The sequence below is a fragment of the Streptomyces sp. SudanB52_2052 genome (assembly GCF_964272415.1).
In the GTDB taxonomy this organism is placed as follows: domain Bacteria; phylum Actinomycetota; class Actinomycetes; order Streptomycetales; family Streptomycetaceae; genus Streptomyces; species Streptomyces olindensis.
On record NZ_OZ186796.1, the window covers coordinates 3,908,298 to 3,928,422 of the forward strand.

The following is a 20,125-nucleotide window of genomic DNA, read 5'->3' on the forward strand; positions in this document are numbered from 1 at the left end:
CTCTACAGTCACCACCATGGCGACACTTCCGAACCCCCTGCCCACGCTGGCGGCGGACCCTAGCGGCCGCGCGCTCGGACTGCACCTCCCCGCCGGGGCACTCGTGGACACGACCGACGAGGGCCCCTGGCACGAGCCGCTGCTGTGGCGCGCGGACGAGCGGGCGGTGCCGGGCGGCTGGACGGCGCTGGAGCCGGCCCGCCGCACGGGTCTGCTGCCGGTCGTCCTCGACGTGGGCGACGGCCACGGCGAGCCGGACCGCTGGGAGTTGATGCCCGGCGAGATGTCGTACCCCGGGGGCCACGACGCCGAGGAGGTCCTCGCGGAGTTCTGGGAGGAGTACGCCGGAGACGCCGAAGCGTGGCCCGGCCTGGCCGGACCCGGCCCACAGCACCACGCCCGGGACCAAGAGCAGGACCACGACCAGGACCAGGACCACGACCAGGACCAGGACCCGGACGCGGTCGCGACCCGCGTCGCGGACTCCCTGCTCGCCGACGGCGGCCCCCTCAAGGCACCGCACCTCGCCCTCGTCCCGGCCCGCCGCAGCGCCGACATCCCGACGGCGATCGGCTGGACCGGCCCGGCGAACCACGAGGGCGACACGGCCCGGCTCAGCGCGGTGCTGCGCTCCTGGGAGGACCGCTTCGGCATACGTGTCGTGGCGCTCGGCTTCGACCACCTGCTGGTGTCCGTCGCCGCCCCGCCCGCCACCCTGGCCGAAGCGGAGGCCCTCGCCGCCGAGCACGTCGCGTTCTGCCCGGCCACCATCGGCCCGGACGGCGACGCCACCCTGCGGGCCTACGCCGAGCACCGGATCCTCGCCCAGCCGACCTGGCACTTCTGGTGGGACTAGAGCCTGGACACCCTCAGTCGGTCAGCAGCGTCATCCCCTCCGGCGCGGTGATGCCGAACTCCTCCTCCAGGAGCCGGTGCGCCTCCGCCTCGCCGGTCACCTCCCGCTCGGTGACCGTCCCGTCGGCGCGGGTCTCCGTCAGCAGCCGCCCGTCGAGCAGCAGGTGCCGGTCGGCGCTGACGTTCTGGACGTAGACGCGCCGGGTGAACGGCGAACGCGGGCTGGTGCCGACGTACCAGTTGACGACGTCGAAGTCGGGCTTCTCGAAGGGCTCCAGGGTGAAGGCGTACTGCGCGGTCCAGTCGTCCTTCGCCCGGTCGTGGGCCTCCAGCACCCACATCTCCAGCGGGCCGTCGTGCGGCGCGTGCACCAGCCGGTGCCGCCGCCCGGCCCCGGTGAACTCGGTGTCCGCCACCAGCGGCATCGGCTCCAGCAGCGATCCGATCGCCCCGAAGCCCACGTCCGCGAGGTACGGTCGCGCCTCGCCGGGGACCTCGGCCAGCAACGCCATGTGCGTGCGTGGCCGGCTCGCGATGCTGTCGGCGCCCACGACGACCCGCGCGACCAGCAGGGTGACCCGGAAGCCCAGCGCCCGGAGCGCACAGGCGAACAGCGTGTTGTGCTCGTAGCAGTAGCCGCCGCGCCGGCCGCGGACCAGCTTGGCCATGAGGTCGGCCGGATCGAGGGAAGGGGCCTGGCGGCGCAGGGCGTCGAGGTTCTCGAACGGGAGGGCCCGCAGGTGTGCCAGGTGCACACCGCGCAGGGTCGCCGCGTCGGCCCGCCGCTCCCCCTCCCATCCGATCCGCCGGAGATACACGTCGAGGTCGAACTGCACGGAATCGGACATGCCGTCACCGTAACCAGGGCCGCCCACCCCGTCCGCGGCCCACAGCCGTAACTCCCGCTCGGCCCTTGGCCCTAGGACCAGGAAGACCGCCCGGCACAAGCCCCGGCACGCCCGGCACAAACCCCGGGAAGCGACCCCCTAGACGCCGGGAGCCGCGCCCCGCAGTCCCTCCCCGAGCCTGCGCAGCCCCTCCGCGATCTCCTCCGGTGTCTGCGTCACGAAGCACAGCCGCAGGGTCGTGCGGTCGGGCGGGCCGGCGTAGAAGGGGGCGCCGGGCACGTACGCCACGTCGTGCCGCACCACCTGCGGCAGCAGGGCCGTCGTGTCGTACGGCTCGGGCAGGCTCGCCCAGAGGAACATGCCGCCCTCGGGCCGGGTCCAGACCGACCCCTCGGGCAGCGCCCCGGGCAGCCCCGCGAGCATGGCGTCGCGGCGCTCGCGGTACACGCGGGCGACGCGCGCGACGTGCGCGTCCAGGTCGCTGTCGGCCAGGTACCGGGCCGCGGCGAGCTGGTTGACGGTCGGGGTGTGCAGGTCGGCGGCCTGCTTGGCGACGGCACAGGCGCGCCGCAGTTCCCCGGGCCCGCGCAGCCAGCCCAGCCGCAGTCCGGGCGCCATGACCTTGGAGAAGCTGCCGAGCAGCACCGTACGGTCCTCGGCGCCCGGGTGGGAGGCGATCCAGGGCACGCGCTCGCCGTCGTAGCGCAGCTCCCCGTACGGGTCGTCCTCGACGATCCACAGCCCGTGCCGGGCGGCGACGGCGGCCACCGCGGCGCGCCGGTCGGTGGGCAGGGTCCGGCCGGTGGGATTCTGGAAGGTGGGCACGGTGTAGAGCAGCTTGGGCCGCTCGCGCACCACCAGTTCCGCCAGCGCCTCGGGGTCGAGGCCGTGCTCGTCGCCGGGCACGGCCACGACCCGGGCGCCCGTGAAGCCGAAGGCCTGCAGCGCGGCCAGGTAGCAGGGGTTCTCGACGAGGACCGTGTCCCCGGGTTCGAGCAGCGCGGTGGCCAGCAGGGACAGGGCCTGCTGCGAGCCGGTGGTGACGAGCAGGTCGTCGGGACCGGTCGGCAGGCCGCGCGCGGTGGTGCGTCCGGCCAGGGCGGCTCGCAGGCCGGGCTCGCCCTCGGTCGTGGAGTACTGCAGCGCCCGGCCGGGTGCCTCGGTGAGCACCGCCTGGTACGCGGCCGCGATGGCCTCGGCGTCGAACAGCTCCGGCGCCGGGAGCCCGCCCGCGAAGTTGATCACCTCGGGGCGGGCGGTGACGGCGAGGATGTCCCGCACGGGAGAGCCGCCGACCGAGCGCGCCCGTGCGGCGAGTTGCGGCGCGGGAGAGCGGGTGGGCGTGGGCGCGGTGAGGGTCATGACACGGCTCCTTCGGCTGCGGTGACGACGCGTGCGCCGCAGCCTAGGGACATACGTGCCGCCTACAAGAACATTTCCGGGATCCGGACATCGGGCCCGGCCGGGCGGGCGAGACCCGGCCAAGACACCCGTCCGGTCAGCCCTTGGCCCCGATCGCCGCGTACACGTTGATGTCCGCGTCCGTCACGTCGTTGATGTCGCGGTAGCGGACCTTCTCGATGTCGTCGAGGCCGGCGAGGAAGGACTCCTCCGGCTGCTCGGGGACGGGGGCCGCGTCGTCCGGCCGCCAGCGGTGCGCGGGGACGACCCCCGGATCGGCGATCTCCAGCCGGTTCTCCGTGAAGAACTTCTCCACCTCCGCCCGGGACCGCAGCACGAAGGTGAACCCCCGCTCGGTGTACGTCCGCTGCACCGCGCGGATGTTCTCCGGGTTCAGGTCCTCGGTCAGGTGGCTGAGCACCAGCCGGCTGCCGGCGGGCAGCGCGTCGAGCAGCTCGCGCACCAGCGGGTACGCCTCCTCGTCCGCGACGAAGTGCAGGATCGCGACCAGGCAGAGCGCGACCGGCCGGTCGAAGTCGAGGGTTTTGGCGGCCTGTTCCAGGATGCGGGCCGGGTCCCGCAGGTCGGCGTCGATGTAGTCGGTGCGCCCCTCGGGGCCGCTGGTCAGCAGGGCCCGCGCGTGCGCGAGCACGACCGGGTCGTTGTCGACGTACACGACCCGCGTGCCCGGCTCGATCCGCTGCGCGATCTGGTGCACGTTCTCGGCGGTCGGCAGTCCCGTACCGATGTCGAGGAACTGCCGGATGCCGTCCTGCTCCACCAGCGTGGTCACCGCGCGGCGCAGGAAGTCGCGGTTGTGCCGCACGTCCAGGTACCCGCGCGGGTTCGCGGCGAGCGCGGCGGCTGCGGCGTCCCGGTCCGCCGGGTAGTGGTCCTTGCCGCCGAGGAAGACGTCGTAGACCCGCGCCGGGTGCGCCTTGCTGCTGTCGATCCTCCTCCGCAGCTGGGCGGGATCCTGACTGAGGGCGTCACCGGACATGGACGTCTCCCTGAAGAGTAGGTGGTTCAATCAGCAACCACTTCGCTGGTCAACAACCTAACGCTCCAGGGGACTTGAAGGTGCCCTCCGGCCGACTCGCGGCCCTAACCCAGCTTCTGGGCCACTTCGGTGGCCCAGTAGGTGAGGATGTTCCGCGCTCCGGCCCGCCGGATGCCGGTCAGGGTCTCCAGGATCGCCCGGTCCCGGTCGATCCAGCCCTTCTCCGCGGCGGCCTCGATCATCGAGTACTCGCCGGAGATCTGGTAGGCGACGACGGGCACGTCCACGACGTCCGCGACCCGGGCCAGGATGTCCAGGTAGGGCCCGGCCGGCTTGACCATCACCATGTCGGCGCCCTCCTCCAGGTCGAGGGCGAGCTCGCGCAGGGACTCGCGCGCATTGGCGGGGTCCTGCTGGTAGGTCTTGCGGTCCCCCTGGAGCGAGGAGCCGACGGCCTCGCGGAAGGGCCCGTAGAAGGCGGAGGCGTACTTCGCGGTGTAGGCGAGGATGGCGACGTCCTCCCGCCCGATCTGGTCGAGGGCGTCCCGGACGACCCCGATCTGCCCGTCCATCATCCCGCTGGGCCCGACGACATGGGCGCCGGCGTCGGCCTGTACCTGGGCCATCTCGGCGTACCGCTCCAGGGTGGCGTCGTTGTCGACCCGCCCCTGCGCGTCGAGCACGCCGCAGTGCCCGTGGTCGGTCGTCTCGTCCAGGCACAGGTCGGACATGACGAGCAGGTCGTCCCCGACCTCGGCCCGCACGTCCCGGAGGGCGACCTGGAGGATCCCGTCCGGGTCGGTCCCCGGTGTCCCGAGCCCGTCCTTCTTCGACTCCTCCGGCACACCGAACAGCATGATCCCGGAGATCCCCGCCGCGACGGCCTCCGCGGCGGCCTTCTTCAGAGTGTCCCGCGTGTGCTGCACGACCCCGGGCATGGACGCGATCGGCACGGGCTCGCTGACACCCTCCCGCACGAACGCCGGAAGGATGAGATCGGCGGGGTGCAGGCGGGTCTCGGCGACCATCCGACGCATCACGGGGTTGCTCCGCAACCGCCGCGGCCGCGCACCGGGAAAAGATCCGTACGTCGTCATGCCCTCTACGCTACGCCCGCCCCAAACGCCCCGATGCCGACGCACTGTCGGAGCCCGGCGGCACCCCGCCGCCGGGCCGCGGCCCCACGATGCGCCCACCACCCCCGAGGTCCATCCTGAAATCACCAACGAGAAGGACAAGGACCCCGACGGCCCGAGCAGACCCCGCCGCCGCCGTCCCTCCGTACCCGCCCCCACGGAGGACGCGATGACCGCCCCCCACCACACCCCCGACCTCTTCGCCCTCTCGGAGATCCACGGCCCGGTCCTGCGCCCCGGCGACCCCGCCTACGCCGACGAGGTCACCGGCTTCAACCTGGCAGCCCTCCACACCCCGGACGTGGTCGTCGGCGCCACCGGCCCGGACGACATCGTCACCGCCATGCGCTGGGCGCACGCCACCCACACCCCCGTCGCCGTGCAGGCCACCGGCCACGGCGCCAACTTCCCCATCGAGCAGGGCCTGCTGATCACCACGTCCCGCATGACGGACGTCCAGGTCGACCCGACCACCCGCACCGCGCGGATCGCCGCGGGCGCGAAGTGGAGCCACGTCCTCGCCGCGGGCGCCCCCCACGGCCTGGCCGGCCTGTGCGGCACCTCCACCGACGCGGGCGTCGTCGGCTACACCCTCGGCGGCGGACTCCCCGTCCTCGGCCGCGCCTACGGCTACGCCGCCGACCTGGTCCGCTCCTTCCAGGTCGTCACCCCGGACGGCCGGCTGCGCGAGGCGGACCCCCAGCACGAGCCGGAACTGTTCTGGGCGCTGCGCGGCGGCAAGGGCAACGTCGGCGTGGTCACCTCACTGGTCACCGAACTGCTCCCGCTGCCCCGCCTCTACGGCGGCGGCCTGCACTGGCACGCCGAACACACCGAGTCCCTGCTGCACGCCTGGTCCGAGTGGACCCGCACGGTCCCGGACGAGATGGCCAGCATGTTCTCGGTGCTCCGCCTGCCGCCCATCCCGCAGATCCCGGAACCCCTGCGCGGCGGCTTCTGGGCCCGGGTCGCGCTCGCCTGGCCGGGCGACACGGCCGAGGGCGAAGCACTGATCGCCCCGCTGCGCCGGGCGGCCCCCGTGGCCGTCGACCTGGTGGAGGAGATGGACTACGCGGCCCTGGACCGCATCCACATGGAGCCCCAGGACCCGCTCCCGGCCCGGGAGTGCTGCATGCTCCTGCGCGACCTGCCCTCCGACGGCCTGAGCACGTTCCTGGAGCAGGTCGGACCGGCCGTCGGCGCCGACTACCCGCTGCTGGTCGCCTCGCTGCGCCACATGGGCGGGGCACTGGCCCGCCCGGCGCCCGTCGAGGACGCCGTCTGCGCCCGGGACGCGCGGTACTTCATGGAGTCGGTCGGGATCATGCCCGCGCCGCCGGTGGCCGAGGCCGTCGAACAAGCCACGCGCCGCCTCTACACGGCCATGGCGCCCTACGGCACCGGCCGCACCATGGTCAACATCCACGGCACGCCCGGCGACGACCACGACCGCGCCCGCGCCTGGACCCCGGAGGTCTACGAACGCCTGCGCCACGACAAGGCCACCTACGACCCGGACAACCTGCTGCGCTACGGCCACGCGGTGACACCCGCGTAGCCGCAGCCACCCCTCAGTTCCGGCTAGGTCGTCGACCGCCGCCGCCGTGCCCCCGGCCGCCGCTCGCTCGGCCGGGTCACCGGATCCCCGGCCTCGACGGCCGCGGCCCGCCGCTTCGCGCCGAAGTCGGCCAGGGCCTCCGCCAGCTTGAGCACGGACGGCTCCGGAGCCATGACGTCCACCCGGAGCCCGTGCTCCTCGGCGGTCTTCGCCGTGGCCGGGCCGATACAGGCGATCACGGTCACGTTGTGCGGCTTGCCGGCGATGCCGACCAGGTTCCGCACGGTGGAGGACGACGTGAACAGCACGGCGTCGAAGCCACCGCCCTTGATCGCCTCACGGGTCTCCGCCGGGGGCGGCGAGGCCCGCACGGTCCGGTAGGCCGTGACGTCGTCGACCTCCCAGCCCAGCTCGATCAGCCCGGCGACCAGCGTCTCCGTGGCGATGTCGGCCCGCGGCAGGAAGACCCGGTCGATCGGGTCGAACACCGGGTCGTAGGGCGGCCAGTCCTCCAGCAGCCCGGCGGCCGACTGCTCACCGCTCGGCACCAGGTCCGGCTTCACGCCGAACGCGATCAGCGCCTTGGCGGTCTGCTCGCCCACGGCCGCGACCTTGATGCCCGCGAAGGCACGCGCGTCGAGCCCGTACTCCTCGAACTTCTCCCGCACGGCCTTGACCGCGTTCACCGAGGTGAAGGCGATCCACTCGTAGCGGCCCGTCACCAGGCCCTTGACCGCGCGCTCCATCTGCTGGGGCGTGCGCGGCGGCTCGACGGCGATCGTCGGCACCTCGTGCGGCACGGCCCCGTACGACCGCAGCTGGTCGGAGAGCGACACCGCCTGCTCCTTGGTCCGCGGCACGAGCACCTTCCAGCCGAACAGCGGCTTGGACTCGAACCACGCGAGCTGGTCGCGCTGGGCGGCGGCGGAACGCTCCCCGACCACGGCTATCACCGGCCGGCCGCCCTCCGGCGAGGGCAGCACCTTGGCCTGCTTCAGCGTCTGCGCGATCGTGCCGAGCGTGGCGGTCCAGGTGCGCTGCCGGGTGGTCGTACCGGCGACGGTGACCGTCATCGGGGTGTCCGGCTTGCGCCCCGCGGAGACGAGCTCGCCGGCGGCCGCGGCGACGGAGTCCAGCGTCGTGGACACGACGACCGTGCCGTCCGACGCCCCGACCTCCGTCCAGCACCGGTCCGACGCCGTCCGCGCGTCCACGAACCGCACGTCCGCGCCCTGCGCGTCCCGCAGCGGCACACCGGCGTACGCGGGCACACCGACGGCGCTCGCGATCCCGGGGACGACCTCGAAGGGCACCCCGGCGGCGGCGCACGCCAGCATCTCCTCGGCGGCGTACGTGTCGAGGCCCGGGTCACCGGACACCGCACGCACGACCCGCCTGCCGCCCCGCGCGGCCTCCATGACAAGATGTGCGGCATCCCGCACCGCGGGGACGGGCGCGGTGGTTGACGTGCCGTCAACTACCGTCAGCTGGGGCGCTCCTGTGCCCGGAGTCGGCTCCTGTGAAGGATCCGCGTCCGTGTGCACCTCGGAGACGCCCTGCCTGGCGTGCTGACGTACGACGTCGAGCACTTCGTGCTCGGCGACGAGGACGTCCGCGTTGGCCAGTGCCTCGACGGCGCGCAGAGTCAGCAGTCCCGGATCTCCGGGTCCGGCACCCAGGAAGGTGACGTGCCCGTGTTCAGGACCGGCGGAAAGGGTGGTGGGGCTCAATGTGCTCGCTCCCCCATCAGACCGGCCGCGCCCTGGGCGAGCATCTCGGCCGCGAGTTCGCGACCGAGCGCCGTTGCCCCGTCGTGCGTCTCGGGCACGGGACCGGTGGTGGACAGCTGCACCATGCGCGAGCCGTCGGTGGTCCCGACGACGCCGCGCAGGCGCATTTCCTTGACAATCTGCCCGTCGGCCAGCAAGTCGGCCAAAGCACCCACCGGGGCGCTGCAGCCGGCCTCCAGGGCGGCGAGCAGTGACCGCTCGGCCGTCACGGCGACCCGCGTGAGCGGGTCGTCGAGTTCGGCGAGCGCGGCGACGAGGTCCGCGTTGGCCGCGGTGCACTCGATCGCCAGGGCCCCCTGGCCGGGGGCGGGCAAAACCGTGTCGGCCGACAGGAAGTCGGTCACCTCGTCACCGCGGCCGATCCGGTTCAGCCCGGCGGCGGCCAGCACGACGGCGTCGAGCTCCCCCTTGCGCACGAACCCGATGCGGGTGTCGACGTTGCCGCGGATCGGAACCGTCGCTATGTCCAGGCCGTGGCTGCGCGCGTACGCGTTGAGCTGGGCCATGCGGCGCGGCGAGCCGGTGCCGATGCGCGCCCCGGAGGGCAGGTCGGTGAACTTCAGGGCGTCCCGGGCGACGATCACGTCCCGCGGGTCCTCCCGCACGGGCACGGCGGCCACGACCAGCTCGTCGGGCTGCGTGGTCGGCAGGTCCTTCAGCGAGTGCACCGCGAAGTCGACCTCGCCCTTGAGCAGCGCGTCGCGCAGGGCGGTCACGAACACGCCCGTGCCGCCGATCTGGGCGAGCGCCTCACGCGAGACGTCGCCGTACGTGGTGATCTCGACGAGTTCGACGGGCCGCCCGGTCACCCGGCTCACGGCCTCGGCCACCTGGCCGGACTGGGCCATGGCGAGTCTGCTCCGCCGGGTACCGAGCCTCAGCGCCTTGTCAGTCATGCCGGGCCTCGGTCTCTCTGGGTGGTGCTGTCCTCGGCCCGGGAGACGGCGGCCACCGTCTCGGGGTCGAGGTCGAACAGGGTCCGCAGCGCGTCCGCGTACCCGGCGCCGCCGGGCTCGGCCGCGAGCTGCTTGACCCGCACGGTCGGCGCGTGCAGCAGCTTGTCGACCACACGCCGCACGGTCTGGGTGATCTCCGCGCGGTGCTTGTCATCGAGGCCGGGCAGTCGCCCGTCCAGCCGGGCGATCTCGCTGGCCACGACGTCGGCGGCCATGGTGCGCAGGGCGACCACGGTCGGCGTGATGTGCGCGGCCCGCAGTGCTGCCCCGAAGGCCGCGACCTCGTCGGAGACGATACGCCTGACCTGGTCCACATCGGCAGCCATCGGAGCGCCCGCGGAGGCCTCCGCCAGCGACTCGATGTCCACCAGCCGCACCCCGGCCAGCCGGTGCGCGGCCGCGTCTATGTCGCGCGGCATCGCCAGGTCGAGCAGGAACAGCACGGGCTCGGGCCGCTGCGGCTCCTCGACCGGCTCGGGCCGGCGCCGCTCGGGGATGCGCCCGACGGTGGCGACGGTCGCGGCGAGCGCGGCGATGGCGTCGGTGTCCGCGGCCGGGTCGAGCGTGCCGGGGCGGGCCGGGCTCGCGGCCCGCTGGCCGCCGCCGGCCGTGCCGTTGTCCACCCAGGCCGCGTGCTGCTCCAGGTCGGCGGCGGCCATGCCGGCCACGGCCGCCTCGCCCAGCACGGAGAACCCGGCGGTGCCCTGCACCGCGGAGAGGTCCAGCGGGCAGCCGTCCTCGCTGCCGAGGCTGGTGGTGGGCAGGCCGCCCTGCCGCGCGTCCGGCCCGGTCGTACGGCCGGCTCCGCCGCCCGGCGCCGCCGGTCCGTCACCGCCGGCCGACGGTGCGGGCGTCCGGCCCCCGACCGCCTCCGCGACCGACTCGGCCGTCAGGACCAGGCCCGTCGCGCCGGTGCAGGAGACGGCGACGTCGGCACGTGTCAGCTCGGCCGGCACCGACTCCATCGGTACCGCGCGGGCCAGCACGTCCGTGTCGTCGCCCTCGGACAGGATCTGCGCGAGGCGCTCGGCGCGGTCGAAGGTGCGGTTGGCGACGACGACCTCGGCGACCCCGGCCCGCGCGAGCGTGGCCGCGGCCAGGGAGGACATCGACCCGGCCCCGATGACCAGGGCCTTCTTGCCCCGCGCCCATTCCTGGACGTCGCCGCCGCGGGCCAGCTGCTCCAGGCCGAAGGTGACCAGGGACTGGCCGGCGCGGTCGATGCCGGTCTCGGAGTGGGCGCGCTTGCCGACCCGCAGGGCCTGCTGGAACAGGTCGTTCAGCAGGCGACCCGCGGAGTGCAGCTCCTGCGCCCGGGCCAGGGAGTCCTTGATCTGGCCGAGGATCTGCCCCTCGCCGACGACCATCGAGTCCAGCCCGCAGGCCACCGAGAACAAGTGGTGGACGGCCCGGTCCTCGTAGTGCACGTAGAGATAGGGAGTGAGCTCCTCCAGGCCGACCCCGCTGTGCTGGGCGAGCAGCGTGGACAGCTCGGCGACACCGGCGTGGAACTTGTCCACGTCGGCGTAGAGCTCGATGCGGTTGCAGGTGGCCAGCACCGCGGCTTCGGTCGCCGGTTCGGCGGCGACGGTGTCCTGGAGCAGCTTGACCTGCGCGTCCGCGGTGAGCGAGGCCCGCTCCAGGACGCTGACCGGGGCGCTGCGGTGGCTGAGTCCGACGACGAGGAGGCTCATGCCGGCATCACGGCGGGCATGTCCCCGTCGGGCCCCTGGTCGGCGGAGTCGCTGCGGGCGGCGGCGGCCGGGAGGGCGCCGTCGGCGCTCGCGGCCTCCTCGCCGGCCTTGCGCTGCTCGTGGAAGGCGAGGATCTGCAGCTCGATGGAGAGGTCCACCTTGCGCACGTCGACGCCGTCCGGGACGGACAGCACGGTCGGCGCGAAGTTCAGGATGGAGGTGACCCCGGCGGCCACGAGCCGGTCGCAGACCTGCTGCGCGGCACCGGCGGGGGTGGCGATGACACCGATCGACACGCCGTTGTCCTGGATGATCTTCTCCAGGTCGTCGGAGTGCTGCACCGGGATCCCCGCGACGGGCTTGCCCGCCATGGCCGGGTCGGCGTCGATCAGCGCGGCGACCCGGAAGCCGCGGGAGGCGAACCCGCCGTAGTTGGCGAGGGCGGCGCCGAGGTTGCCGATACCGACGATCACGACCGGCCAGTCCTGGGTGAGCCCCAGTTCGCGGGAGATCTGGTAGACGAGATACTCGACGTCGTAGCCGACGCCCCTCGTCCCGTAGGAGCCGAGGTACGAGAAGTCCTTGCGCAGCTTCGCGGAGTTGACCCCCGCCGCGGCCGCGAGCTCCTCGGAGGAGACCGTGGGCACCGAGCGCTCCGACAGTGCGGTCAGCGCGCGGAGGTACAGCGGAAGCCGGGCGACGGTGGCCTCGGGAATCCCTCGGCTGCGGGTCGCCGGTCGGTGAGTTCGGCCAGTTGCCACGGTGCTCCTGCGGGTAGAGCGGGGCTGTAGGCGGTCATACGTCCCTACATGACCGCCCCGTCGAAAGCAGGCTATGTCTTTGTGAACGCGTGCACAAAGATGGTGTCCGTTTTGCCCGCCCAACGTGACCGGGCTCACGCGCCCCCGGCGCACGGGTGGGGAACCGGCACACAGGCACCACCGTTCCTTGTCTTCTGGGGGCAAAACAACACACTCTCCTCAGTGAATCCCGCCCCCGAGACCAAGTCGCCATCGATCCTAAGCGACCACGGGGGCCGCTTTGGACTGCTCGGTCAGTCGTCTCGCCGGTCGGGATCAGTCGGCCAGCGCCTTGCGCAGGCGGTCCTCGTTCACGCGCCAGAACGTGTGCTGCCTGCCGTCCACCAGCACGACCGGGATCTGCTCCCAGTACTCGTCGTGCAGTTCCCGATCCTCGGTGATGTCCTTCTGCTCCCAGGGGACTCCCAGATCACCGCACACCTTCTCCACAACGACCTGTGCGTCATCACACAGATGACAGCCGGGCTTGCGGATCAGCGTCACGAGCCGGTCCCGAGAGGGCTTGCGTCGGAAGAGAGGGCTCATGTCGGCCATTGTCGCGCGCCGGCCGAGGAGGGGAACCCCGTGAACGGCCAGGGGACGCGCCGATCCGGCCCGTCTCGAGCGACATCTTTAACGACACGCTTGCCGAGAGTTCACAGGCTTCAAACCTCGCGACTCCGGAACCCCCGAACAAACTGGCTATGCTCACGCCATGGCCGCTCTCGGATGGCTCACTCCCCGTAGGCGCTCCGCCACGGCGCGGAGCGTTTTGGCAGGCGAGGCCTCGGCGGAGGCCGCCCGCAAGTCCTCACAGGAGGCCGCCGGCACGACCGAGGAACCGCAGTTCCCGGTCCACGGCGACGACCGGGCCGCCGCCTTCTTCGACCTGGACAACACCGTCATGCAGGGTGCCGCGCTCTTCCACTTCGGGCGGGGCCTGTACAAACGGAAGTTCTTCGAGACCCGCGACCTCGCCCGCTTCGCCTGGCAGCAGGCGTGGTTCCGGCTGGCCGGCGTCGAGGACCCCGAGCACATGCAGGAGGCCCGCGACTCGGCCCTGTCCATCGTCAAGGGCCACCGCGTCGCCGAGCTCCAGTCGATCGGCGAGGAGATCTACGACGAGTACATGGCCGAGCGCATCTGGCCCGGTACCCGCGCCCTCGCCCAGGCCCACCTGGACGCGGGCCAGAAGGTGTGGCTGGTCACCGCCGCCCCCGTCGAGATCGCCCAGGTCATCGCCCGCCGCCTGGGCCTGACCGGCGCCCTGGGCACGGTCGCCGAGTCGGTCGACGGCGTCTACACGGGCAAACTCGTCGGCGAACCGCTGCACGGCCCCGCCAAGGCCGAGGCCGTCCGCGCCCTGGCCGCCGCGGAGGGCCTGGACCTCGGCCGCTGCGCCGCCTACAGCGACTCGCACAACGACATCCCGATGCTGTCGCTGGTCGGCCACCCCTACGCCATCAACCCGGACTCCAAGCTGCGCAAGCACGCCCGCGAGCTGGACTGGCGCCTGCGCGACTACCGCACCGGCCGCAAGGCCGCGAAGGTCGGCATCCCCGCCGCCGCGGGCGTCGGCGCGGTGGCCGGCGGCACGGCGGCCGCCATCGCCCTGCACCGCCGCCGCCGCTGACCATTCGATCAAACCGGAACACCTTCGTTTACGGGATGACAAACCCCGTAAATCCAACTGGCGTACCCCCATAACCTCATGTCCAGTCCTCTTGGCTGCACACGGCCACAACACGCCCTGGACTCAGCCGCAATACGAACCGTTCCGATCAACAACCGTTCACTCCGCGGCACTTGATAGGGCGTCAATCGGTTACGGAAGCGACGCAATCGATGATTTGAGCAACTCGGTGTAGCAGCGCCTGCACGAAGCGTTATTCTCCTCAGACGCAAACCGGTACCCCTCCGTCGCTACGACGGGTGAAAGGTCCCGCACTGCACGTGATGGAAGCTCTGCCTCTGGGAGTCCCGTGTACCCACACGTCGGGGTTGACGCCTCGGGCCTGGCTACGCTGCGCGCAACGGTCCTCGACCTGTTGCGCGGCTTCGTCCCCACCGCGTACGCCGTCCCCGCATTCGCCACCGCCGCGCCCGTCGGCCCGTGCTACGCACTGGCCGACGGCAGCGCCGCGGTCGGCAGACGAGGCCGCCCGTCCGGGGCGGCCACCGCCCGCCGCCCGGCGGCGGACAGTGACAGCGCCCGGATGATGGACCTCGTCGAGCGCGCCCAGGCCGGCGAGGCCGACGCCTTCGGCCGCCTCTACGACCAGTACAGCGACACCGTCTACCGGTACATCTACTACCGGGTCGGAGGAAAGGCGACCGCCGAGGACCTCACCAGCGAGACCTTTCTACGCGCCCTGCGCCGCATCGGCACCTTCACCTGGCAGGGCCGCGACTTCGGCGCCTGGCTCGTCACGATCGCCCGCAACCTCGTCGCGGACCACTTCAAGTCCAGCCGCTTCCGGCTGGAGGTCACCACCGGCGAGATGCTCGACGCCAACGAGGTCGAGCGCTCCCCCGAGGACTCCGTCCTGGAGTCCCTCTCCAACGCCGCCCTGCTCGACGCCGTGCGGCGGCTCAACCCCCAGCAGCAGGAGTGCGTGACGCTCCGCTTCCTCCAGGGCCTCTCCGTCGCCGAGACCGCCCGCGTGATGGGCAAGAACGAGGGCGCCATCAAGACCCTCCAGTACCGGGCCGTCCGCACCCTCGCCCGGCTCCTCCCGGAAGACGCCCGCTGACCGGACGGCACACTCGGCGACGGTCAACTCACGTTCCGTGAAAGTCCGTTGACTTCCCCATCCGATCGTTCTCCGTCCGTAACCCAAGCGCCAAGCCGCTCGTTGTGCGGGATGCAGGCTCCCTGTGGTCACCCCCTGGCCGACTCCGATCACCCGATCGTGTGGTTGTGGTCAGGGTGTGCAACCCTCAGGACCCCCTGGGGAGTCGACCGTCATGACGAGAGGAGGTGCCGCCAGTGATCGCGAACGTATCGGCGCACCGGCGGGCGAACGCCTTCGCCCAGGCCTTGGAGGAGCAGTCCGAGCAGGGCACGGCGGCCGAGCAGTCCGAAGGATCGCCACCGGCCCCGGAAGCCGCGGAACCGACCGAGGGGGCGCGCCTGCTGGCGCTCGCCTCCGGTCTCGGCGCGCTGCCCAAGCCGGAGCTCGACCCTGAGGTCAAGGTCGTCCAGCGGGCCCAGCTGGTGGCCGCGTTCGAGGCCATGCTCCAGGAGGGCACCGCGGGAGGCGGGGCGACGGACCGTGCGGTCCCCGAGCAGCGCTCCAGCCGGGCCCGTGGCGCCCACCGCGCGGGCTCGCTGAAGAAGTTCCGGCCGCGTTCCCGCCTCGCCAAGGGCCTCACCGCGGGCGGGCTCAGCGTGGGTGTGGCCGCGAGCGCCTTCGGCGGCGTCGCCGCCGCCAGCTCCGACGCCCTGCCCGGTGATTCGCTCTACGGCCTCAAGCGCGGCATCGAGGACGTCAAACTCGGGCTGGCGGACAGTGTGGACGAACGCGGCCGGGTCTACCTCGACCACGCCTCCACCCGCCTCAGCGAGGCCCGCCGCCTGATGGAGCGCGGCCGCAGCGGCCCCCTGGAGCACGAATCCGTGGGCGAGATCCGCCGCGCCCTGTCCGGCATGCGGCACGACGCCTCGGAGGGCCACCGGCTGCTCAGCGAGGCGTACGAGCGCGACCCGGACTCGCTCGGCCCCATCCAGGCCCTGTCCGCGTTCTCCCGCTCCCACCGCGAGGCCTGGGGCGAACTGCGCGAGCGGCTCCCCGTCCAGCTCGGGGACGTCAGCGAGCAGGTGTCGTCGGTGTTCGACGCCATAGAGGAGGACGTCGCCCCGCTGCGGTCCCTGCTGCCCGAGCCCCCGGCCACCGGCGGCGGCGACGGCAGCCGGCAGGGCTCCTCGGAGTCGGCCTCCACCGGCTCCTCCGCCACCGACCGCTCAGCCCGGCCCAGCGACAACGGCGGCGGGCGCACCGACAAGGGCACTGCCGACAGCGGCAGCCCCAGCCGCTCGGTCGGCTCCGGCAGCGACAGCGACGGCCTGCTCGGCGGCAACACCGGCGGCCTGCTCGACCCGCCGCAGGACGGCGAGGCCAGCACCTCCCCGTCGGCGGACGGCACCACACCCGCCCCCGAGCCGGATGTGACGCTCCCGCCGCTCCTGCCCGACCTCCTGCCAGGCCTGGGCATCGACAGCGAGGACGCCGACTAGCCGTCGGCGGTACGACAGTGGGGGCGCCCCTTCGGCACAGGGCGCCCCCATCGTCGTACCCGCGCGGGACCAGAACTCGTACGCCGGGCTAGAAGAAGACCGACCGGCGCTGCACCAGCAGCTTGTACAGCGTGTGCTGGATCTGCTCCCGGACCTGGTCGGTCAGGTTGAACATCAGCATCGGGTCCTCGGCCGCCTCCGGCGGATAGCCGTCCGTGGGGATCGGCTCGCCGAACTGGATCGTCCACTTGGTCGGCAGCGGCACCGCCCCGAGCGGCCCGAGCCACGGGAACGTGGGCGTGATCGGGAAGTACGGGAAGCCCAGCAGCCGGGCGACCGTCCTGGCGTTGCCGATCATCGGGTAGATCTCCTCGGCCCCGACGATCGAGCAGGGCACGATCGGCGTCCCGGCGCGCAGGGCCGTCGAGACGAAACCGCCGCGGCCGAAGCGCTGGAGCTTGTAGCGGTCCGCGAAGGGCTTGCCGAGGCCCTTGAAGCCCTCCGGCATCACCCCGACCAGCTCGCCCTGCTCCAGCAGCCGGGCCGCGTCCTCGGCGCACGCCAGGGTGTGACCGAGCTTGCGGGCCAGCTCGTTGACCACCGGCAGCATGAACACCAGGTCCGCGGCGAGCAGCCGCAGATGCCGGCCCGCCGGGTGGTTGTCGTGCACGGCGACCTGCATCATCAGGCCGTCCATCGGCAGCGTCCCGGAGTGGTTGGCGACGATCAGTGCGCCGCCCTCGGACGGGATGTTCTCGATGCCCTTCACCTCGACCCGGAAGTACTTCTCGTACAGCGGGCGCAGCAGGGACATCAGGACCTGGTCGGTCAGTTCCTCGTCGTAACCGAAGTCGTCGACCTCGTAGTCACCGGTGAGGCGGCGGCGCAGGAAGGACAGGCCGCCAGCGATCCGCCGCTCCAGACCGCCGTCGCCGTCCCGGGACCGCTCCGGCGGCTGTTTCTCGGATGTCACAGGAACATCATCCTGCGGAACAGCCCTGGTGGGCAGGGGCTGCACCTCACGGACCGGCACGGACTCCGTGCCCGGGCGCCGGCTCGCCCCGCTCCGGCGCCGCTGGGGGCGCTGCGCGGCGCTCCCCCGGGACCGGTCGTCGTCGAACGGAATGACCTTGGCATCCGCCATCGTTGATGCGCTCCTCAGTCGGCGCTCTGCGTCGGGGTCTGGCCGCCGCCCGCGAGGGGCAGCGCGGCGATCCGGTCGACGGCCCCCGCGAGGGCCTCCGGCGGAAGAAGTCCGGGGCCTTGGCTCCGTGCGAAGTCCGCGAACGTCTCCGCGGTCGTGTACTTGGGCTGGAATCCCAGCGTCTCGCGCATCTGGCCCGTGGCCACGACCCGGCCGTGGGTGAGCAGCCTGATCTGCTCCGGCGAGAAGTCGGACATCCCCAGCGTACGCACCAGCGAGCCCGCCCAGGTGACGGCCGGGAGCAGCAGGGGCACGGTGGGGCGCCCGAGGCGCCGGGAGCACTGGGAGAGCAGCAGCACGCCGTCGCCGGCGATGTTGAAGGTGCCGCTGTTGAGGGTGCCCCGCCGGGGCTCGTGCGAGGCGATGCGCAGCACCTCGATCACGTCGTCCTCGTGCACGAACTGCAGCCGCGGGTCGTAGCCGAACACGGTCGGCAGGACCGGCAGCGAGAAGTACGAGGCGAGCGGGGTGTCCGCGGTCGGGCCGAGGATGTTGGCGAACCGCAGCACGCACACCGCCACGTCGGGCCGGCGCCGGGCGAAGCCCCGCACATAGCCCTCGACCTCGACGGTGTCCTTGGCGAAGCCGCCGCTGGGCAGGGACTTGGGCGGGGTCGTCTCGGTGAAGACGGCCGGGTCACGCGGCGCGGAGCCGTAGACGTTCGTGCTGGACTTCACCACCAGCCGCTGCACGGCCGGGGACTTCTGGCAGGCACCGAGCAGCTGCATGGTGCCGATGACGTTGGTCTCCTTCAGTGAGGCCCGGTTGCCGCTGCCCAGCGGCGTGCCCGTCACGTCCAGGTGGACGATCGTGTCGGCGCCCGTCTCGGCGAGCACCCGGGCGATGGTGGGCTGCCGGATGTCGGCCTGGACGAAGTCGGCCCCGCCCAGATGGTGCTCGGGGGGCACCGCGTCCACGGCGACGACCCGGTCCACCTCGGGGTCCCGCTGGATCCGCCGCACGAACCGGCCCCCCAGCTGGCGGGCCACTCCGGTCACGAGCACGACCTTGCCCAAGATCAGCGCCTTTCTTCCAGAACCTCTTGTCCCGCCGCGTTCCCCCGTAGGGCCAACTTAGCGGGTTGCTGTTGCGCTGTGATGACCGCCCGATGCGGCAGGTGACGGAAGCAGCCGGACGTACGAGCCGATGCACCGAGCCGATACACGTGTGGCCCCCCACCTGTGGGTGGGGGGCCACACGCAACGCTCTCGCTGCGTCCGCGTCGCGAACTTACTTCTTGTTGCGACGCTGGACGCGCGTGCGCTTGAGCAGCTTGCGGTGCTTCTTCTTCGCCATCCGCTTGCGCCGCTTCTTGATAACAGAGCCCACGACTACCCTCGCTCACTTCTCATCACTCGGTTGTTTGGGCGCCATGGGCCCACACGACCTACGAGGGGCTAGCCTACCCGCCCGAGCGCTGAGGTCGTAATCGAGGAGGCCAGGGTGATCCCGAGTGCCCTGTGAGGGACCACCCCGCCCCAGCCGTCAGGCGGTTTCCACCCCCACGTAACTCTCGCGGAGGTACTCATGAACCGCTTGCTCCGGGACGCGGAAGGACCGCCCCACACGGATCGCGGGCAGATGACCGCTGTGCACCAACCGGTACACGGTCATCTTCGACACTCGCATCACCGAGGCGACTTCCGCCACGGTAAGGAACTGAACCTCGTTCAGAGGCCTCTCGCCAGCTGCAGCCATGACACACCTGAACCTTCCGCACTCGACGGCCACCGGCTTCCCCTTCCGGTGACTCTTCGTCGCTGCGTGCTCACTCCCCAATGTAGGGGCGGGTGATGCGAGTGGGGAAGAGGTGCACCCATCGGCGGCCTACTGTGACAGACACGCCCGATTGAGTACGTAGCGGGTAAGCGGCAGGTAGTAATCAGACCGCACGCCGTCATCAAGTGGAACGACGACGGACACGGACCCCTCGGCCTCCCCGACGAACGGGGCCGGATCGTCCGCATCGGCCGGCCCGACGGCCTCGAACCCCAGCTGACCTGCTCCGCAGACCCACCCGTGGTCCCCGATCACCAGCTCCGGAAGGGGCCCGCCGGACTCCGCGGCAGCGGCCAGTACGGTACGAACCGGGAGAGGTGAGTGCGTATGTGCGCCGGGTGCACAACCGGGGCGTTTTGCGCCGGGGGTCCGCACCAGCGCGACTCCTCGTACGTAGTCGAGGTTGTGCGTGCGTAGGCCGAACCGGGTCGTTATGTCGACACAGCGACCCTGCGCGGGGGTGAGGACGGCACACCCCGCCGCCGACAGCGCGTCTGCCAGAGCGGCGTAGAAACCGAGCAGCCGGTGGGGGTGCCCGGTGCCGAGGAGCACGGGCGCACCCCTCCGGGCGACGTCGGCGAGACGTTCCGCGAAGGCGTCCAGCGCGGCCAGGGTCCGCTCCGGAGCGATCACGTCCTGGCCGGAAGTCCGCCGGACATCGGCTGGAACTCCGCATCTGTCCGCCATCAACTCGATCAAGTCCCGCTGCCCCCAGGCACCTTCGGGATCGAGACCGAGCAGCACCCGAGGATCCCGGGCGGCGAAGAGCCGGTACCTGCGCAAACTCTCCTCGCGCGAGGTCGCCACGGTCCCGGCGAGCCGTGCGCCGACCAGGTGCGCACGAAGGGCTTCGGGGGTCAGCACCTT

General features: G+C 72.2%; 19 protein-coding genes. 5 read left to right on the forward strand and 14 right to left on the reverse strand.

Translation table 11 applies throughout. The features are described from left to right. Positions 1-16 precede the first annotated feature (16 nt). Positions 17-856, forward strand: a complete 840-nt coding sequence (locus tag ACSUPV_RS17215) for a DUF4253 domain-containing protein (protein ID WP_436947785.1) — start codon at positions 17-19, stop codon at positions 854-856. 13 nt (positions 857-869) lie between these two features. Here ACSUPV_RS17215 and ACSUPV_RS17220 read toward each other — a convergent pair whose 3' ends face one another. The 4 genes from ACSUPV_RS17220 to hemB form a co-directional block, all read right to left on the reverse strand. Next, the gene (locus ACSUPV_RS17220) at positions 870-1,703 is read right to left on the reverse strand and encodes an arylamine N-acetyltransferase family protein (protein WP_037763378.1); all 834 of its coding nucleotides are present in this window, start codon (positions 1,701-1,703) and stop codon (positions 870-872) included. Between the two features lie 138 nt (positions 1,704-1,841). Continuing rightward, the gene (locus ACSUPV_RS17225; RefSeq protein ID WP_436947786.1) at positions 1,842-3,065 is read right to left on the reverse strand and encodes a PLP-dependent aminotransferase family protein; all 1,224 of its coding nucleotides are present in this window, start codon (positions 3,063-3,065) and stop codon (positions 1,842-1,844) included. 136 nt (positions 3,066-3,201) lie between these two features. Beyond that, entirely contained in the window at positions 3,202-4,104 is a 903-nt protein-coding gene (locus tag ACSUPV_RS17230; RefSeq protein ID WP_436947787.1) for an SAM-dependent methyltransferase, read from the reverse strand. 104 nt (positions 4,105-4,208) lie between these two features. Next, the gene (gene hemB / locus ACSUPV_RS17235) at positions 4,209-5,201 is read right to left on the reverse strand and encodes a porphobilinogen synthase (RefSeq protein WP_031117133.1); all 993 of its coding nucleotides are present in this window, start codon (positions 5,199-5,201) and stop codon (positions 4,209-4,211) included. 208 nt (positions 5,202-5,409) lie between these two features. Here hemB and ACSUPV_RS17240 point away from each other — a divergent pair, with 208 nt between their 5' ends. Continuing rightward, entirely contained in the window at positions 5,410-6,798 is a 1,389-nt protein-coding gene (locus ACSUPV_RS17240; RefSeq protein WP_031117134.1) for an FAD-binding oxidoreductase, read from the forward strand. Between the two features lie 23 nt (positions 6,799-6,821). Here ACSUPV_RS17240 and ACSUPV_RS17245 read toward each other — a convergent pair whose 3' ends face one another. From ACSUPV_RS17245 to ACSUPV_RS17265, 5 genes are all read right to left on the reverse strand, one after another. Continuing rightward, complete coding sequence (locus ACSUPV_RS17245) at positions 6,822-8,528, reverse strand: uroporphyrinogen-III synthase (RefSeq protein WP_436947788.1); 1,707 nt, start codon at positions 8,526-8,528, stop codon at positions 6,822-6,824. Then, complete coding sequence (gene hemC / locus ACSUPV_RS17250) at positions 8,525-9,484, reverse strand: hydroxymethylbilane synthase (RefSeq protein WP_031117136.1); 960 nt, start codon at positions 9,482-9,484, stop codon at positions 8,525-8,527. The genes ACSUPV_RS17245 and hemC overlap by 4 nt, the downstream gene beginning before the upstream one ends. Beyond that, a complete protein-coding gene (locus ACSUPV_RS17255; RefSeq protein WP_037763373.1) occupies positions 9,481-11,238 on the reverse strand; it encodes a glutamyl-tRNA reductase in 1,758 nt (585 codons plus the stop codon). Before ACSUPV_RS17255 ends, hemC begins: the two co-directional genes overlap by 4 nt. Further along, positions 11,235-11,999 carry a redox-sensing transcriptional repressor Rex gene (locus tag ACSUPV_RS17260; RefSeq protein WP_031117138.1) on the reverse strand — a complete coding sequence of 255 codons (765 nt, stop codon included), beginning with the start codon at positions 11,997-11,999 and terminating at the stop codon, positions 11,235-11,237. Before ACSUPV_RS17260 ends, ACSUPV_RS17255 begins: the two co-directional genes overlap by 4 nt. 315 nt (positions 12,000-12,314) lie before the next feature. Beyond that, positions 12,315-12,584, reverse strand: a complete 270-nt coding sequence (locus ACSUPV_RS17265) for a glutaredoxin family protein (protein ID WP_436947789.1) — start codon at positions 12,582-12,584, stop codon at positions 12,315-12,317. Positions 12,585-12,753: 169 nt separating this feature from the next. Between ACSUPV_RS17265 and ACSUPV_RS17270 the strand changes: the two genes are divergently transcribed. From ACSUPV_RS17270 to ACSUPV_RS17280, 3 genes are all read left to right on the forward strand, one after another. After that, a complete protein-coding gene (locus tag ACSUPV_RS17270) occupies positions 12,754-13,671 on the forward strand; it encodes an HAD family hydrolase (RefSeq protein WP_078650873.1) in 918 nt (305 codons plus the stop codon). Positions 13,672-14,020: 349 nt separating this feature from the next. Continuing rightward, positions 14,021-14,791, forward strand: coding sequence for an ECF subfamily RNA polymerase sigma factor, BldN family (locus tag ACSUPV_RS17275; RefSeq protein ID WP_031117141.1), 771 nt, complete (start codon positions 14,021-14,023; stop codon positions 14,789-14,791). Positions 14,792-15,027: 236 nt separating this feature from the next. Beyond that, positions 15,028-16,275, forward strand: coding sequence for a DUF5667 domain-containing protein (locus ACSUPV_RS17280; protein WP_436947790.1), 1,248 nt, complete (start codon positions 15,028-15,030; stop codon positions 16,273-16,275). Positions 16,276-16,363: 88 nt separating this feature from the next. On the opposite strand, the gene ACSUPV_RS17285 is transcribed toward ACSUPV_RS17280, so the two are convergent. The 5 genes from ACSUPV_RS17285 to ACSUPV_RS17305 form a co-directional block, all read right to left on the reverse strand. Beyond that, positions 16,364-17,419 carry a lysophospholipid acyltransferase family protein gene (locus ACSUPV_RS17285; protein WP_031117143.1) on the reverse strand — a complete coding sequence of 352 codons (1,056 nt, stop codon included), beginning with the start codon at positions 17,417-17,419 and terminating at the stop codon, positions 16,364-16,366. 14 nt (positions 17,420-17,433) lie between these two features. Continuing rightward, positions 17,434-18,495, reverse strand: coding sequence for an NAD-dependent epimerase/dehydratase family protein (locus ACSUPV_RS17290; protein WP_031117144.1), 1,062 nt, complete (start codon positions 18,493-18,495; stop codon positions 17,434-17,436). A 214-nt stretch (positions 18,496-18,709) separates the two neighbouring features. Beyond that, a complete protein-coding gene (locus ACSUPV_RS17295; protein ID WP_003948845.1) occupies positions 18,710-18,808 on the reverse strand; it encodes a 30S ribosomal protein bS22 in 99 nt (32 codons plus the stop codon). 156 nt (positions 18,809-18,964) lie between these two features. Then, complete coding sequence (locus tag ACSUPV_RS17300) at positions 18,965-19,177, reverse strand: helix-turn-helix domain-containing protein (RefSeq protein ID WP_004984898.1); 213 nt, start codon at positions 19,175-19,177, stop codon at positions 18,965-18,967. 129 nt (positions 19,178-19,306) lie between these two features. Then, positions 19,307-20,122, reverse strand: a complete 816-nt coding sequence (locus ACSUPV_RS17305) for a phosphatase (protein ID WP_037763367.1) — start codon at positions 20,120-20,122, stop codon at positions 19,307-19,309. Between the last annotated feature and the right edge of the window lie 3 nt (positions 20,123-20,125).

Bases quoted from the DNA above. Each gene is read 5' to 3' on its own strand.
- ACSUPV_RS17300 (WP_004984898.1), bottom strand. From the start codon at position 19,177: ATGGCTGCAGCTGGCGAGAGGCCTCTGAACGAGGTTCAGTTCCTTACC.
- ACSUPV_RS17230 (WP_436947787.1), bottom strand. From the start codon at position 4,104: ATGTCCGGTGACGCCCTCAGTCAGGATCCCGCCCAGCTGCGGAGGAGG.
- ACSUPV_RS17240 (WP_031117134.1), top strand. From the start codon at position 5,410: ATGACCGCCCCCCACCACACCCCCGACCTCTTCGCCCTCTCGGAGATC.
- ACSUPV_RS17270 (WP_078650873.1), top strand. From the start codon at position 12,754: ATGGCCGCTCTCGGATGGCTCACTCCCCGTAGGCGCTCCGCCACGGCG.
- ACSUPV_RS17265 (WP_436947789.1), bottom strand. From the start codon at position 12,584: ATGAGCCCTCTCTTCCGACGCAAGCCCTCTCGGGACCGGCTCGTGACG.
- hemC (WP_031117136.1), bottom strand. From the start codon at position 9,484: ATGACTGACAAGGCGCTGAGGCTCGGTACCCGGCGGAGCAGACTCGCC.
- ACSUPV_RS17285 (WP_031117143.1), bottom strand. From the start codon at position 17,419: ATGGCGGATGCCAAGGTCATTCCGTTCGACGACGACCGGTCCCGGGGG.
- hemB (WP_031117133.1), bottom strand. From the start codon at position 5,201: ATGACGACGTACGGATCTTTTCCCGGTGCGCGGCCGCGGCGGTTGCGG.
- ACSUPV_RS17220 (WP_037763378.1), bottom strand. From the start codon at position 1,703: ATGTCCGATTCCGTGCAGTTCGACCTCGACGTGTATCTCCGGCGGATC.
- ACSUPV_RS17255 (WP_037763373.1), bottom strand. From the start codon at position 11,238: ATGAGCCTCCTCGTCGTCGGACTCAGCCACCGCAGCGCCCCGGTCAGC.
- ACSUPV_RS17225 (WP_436947786.1), bottom strand. From the start codon at position 3,065: ATGACCCTCACCGCGCCCACGCCCACCCGCTCTCCCGCGCCGCAACTC.
- ACSUPV_RS17215 (WP_436947785.1), top strand. From the start codon at position 17: ATGGCGACACTTCCGAACCCCCTGCCCACGCTGGCGGCGGACCCTAGC.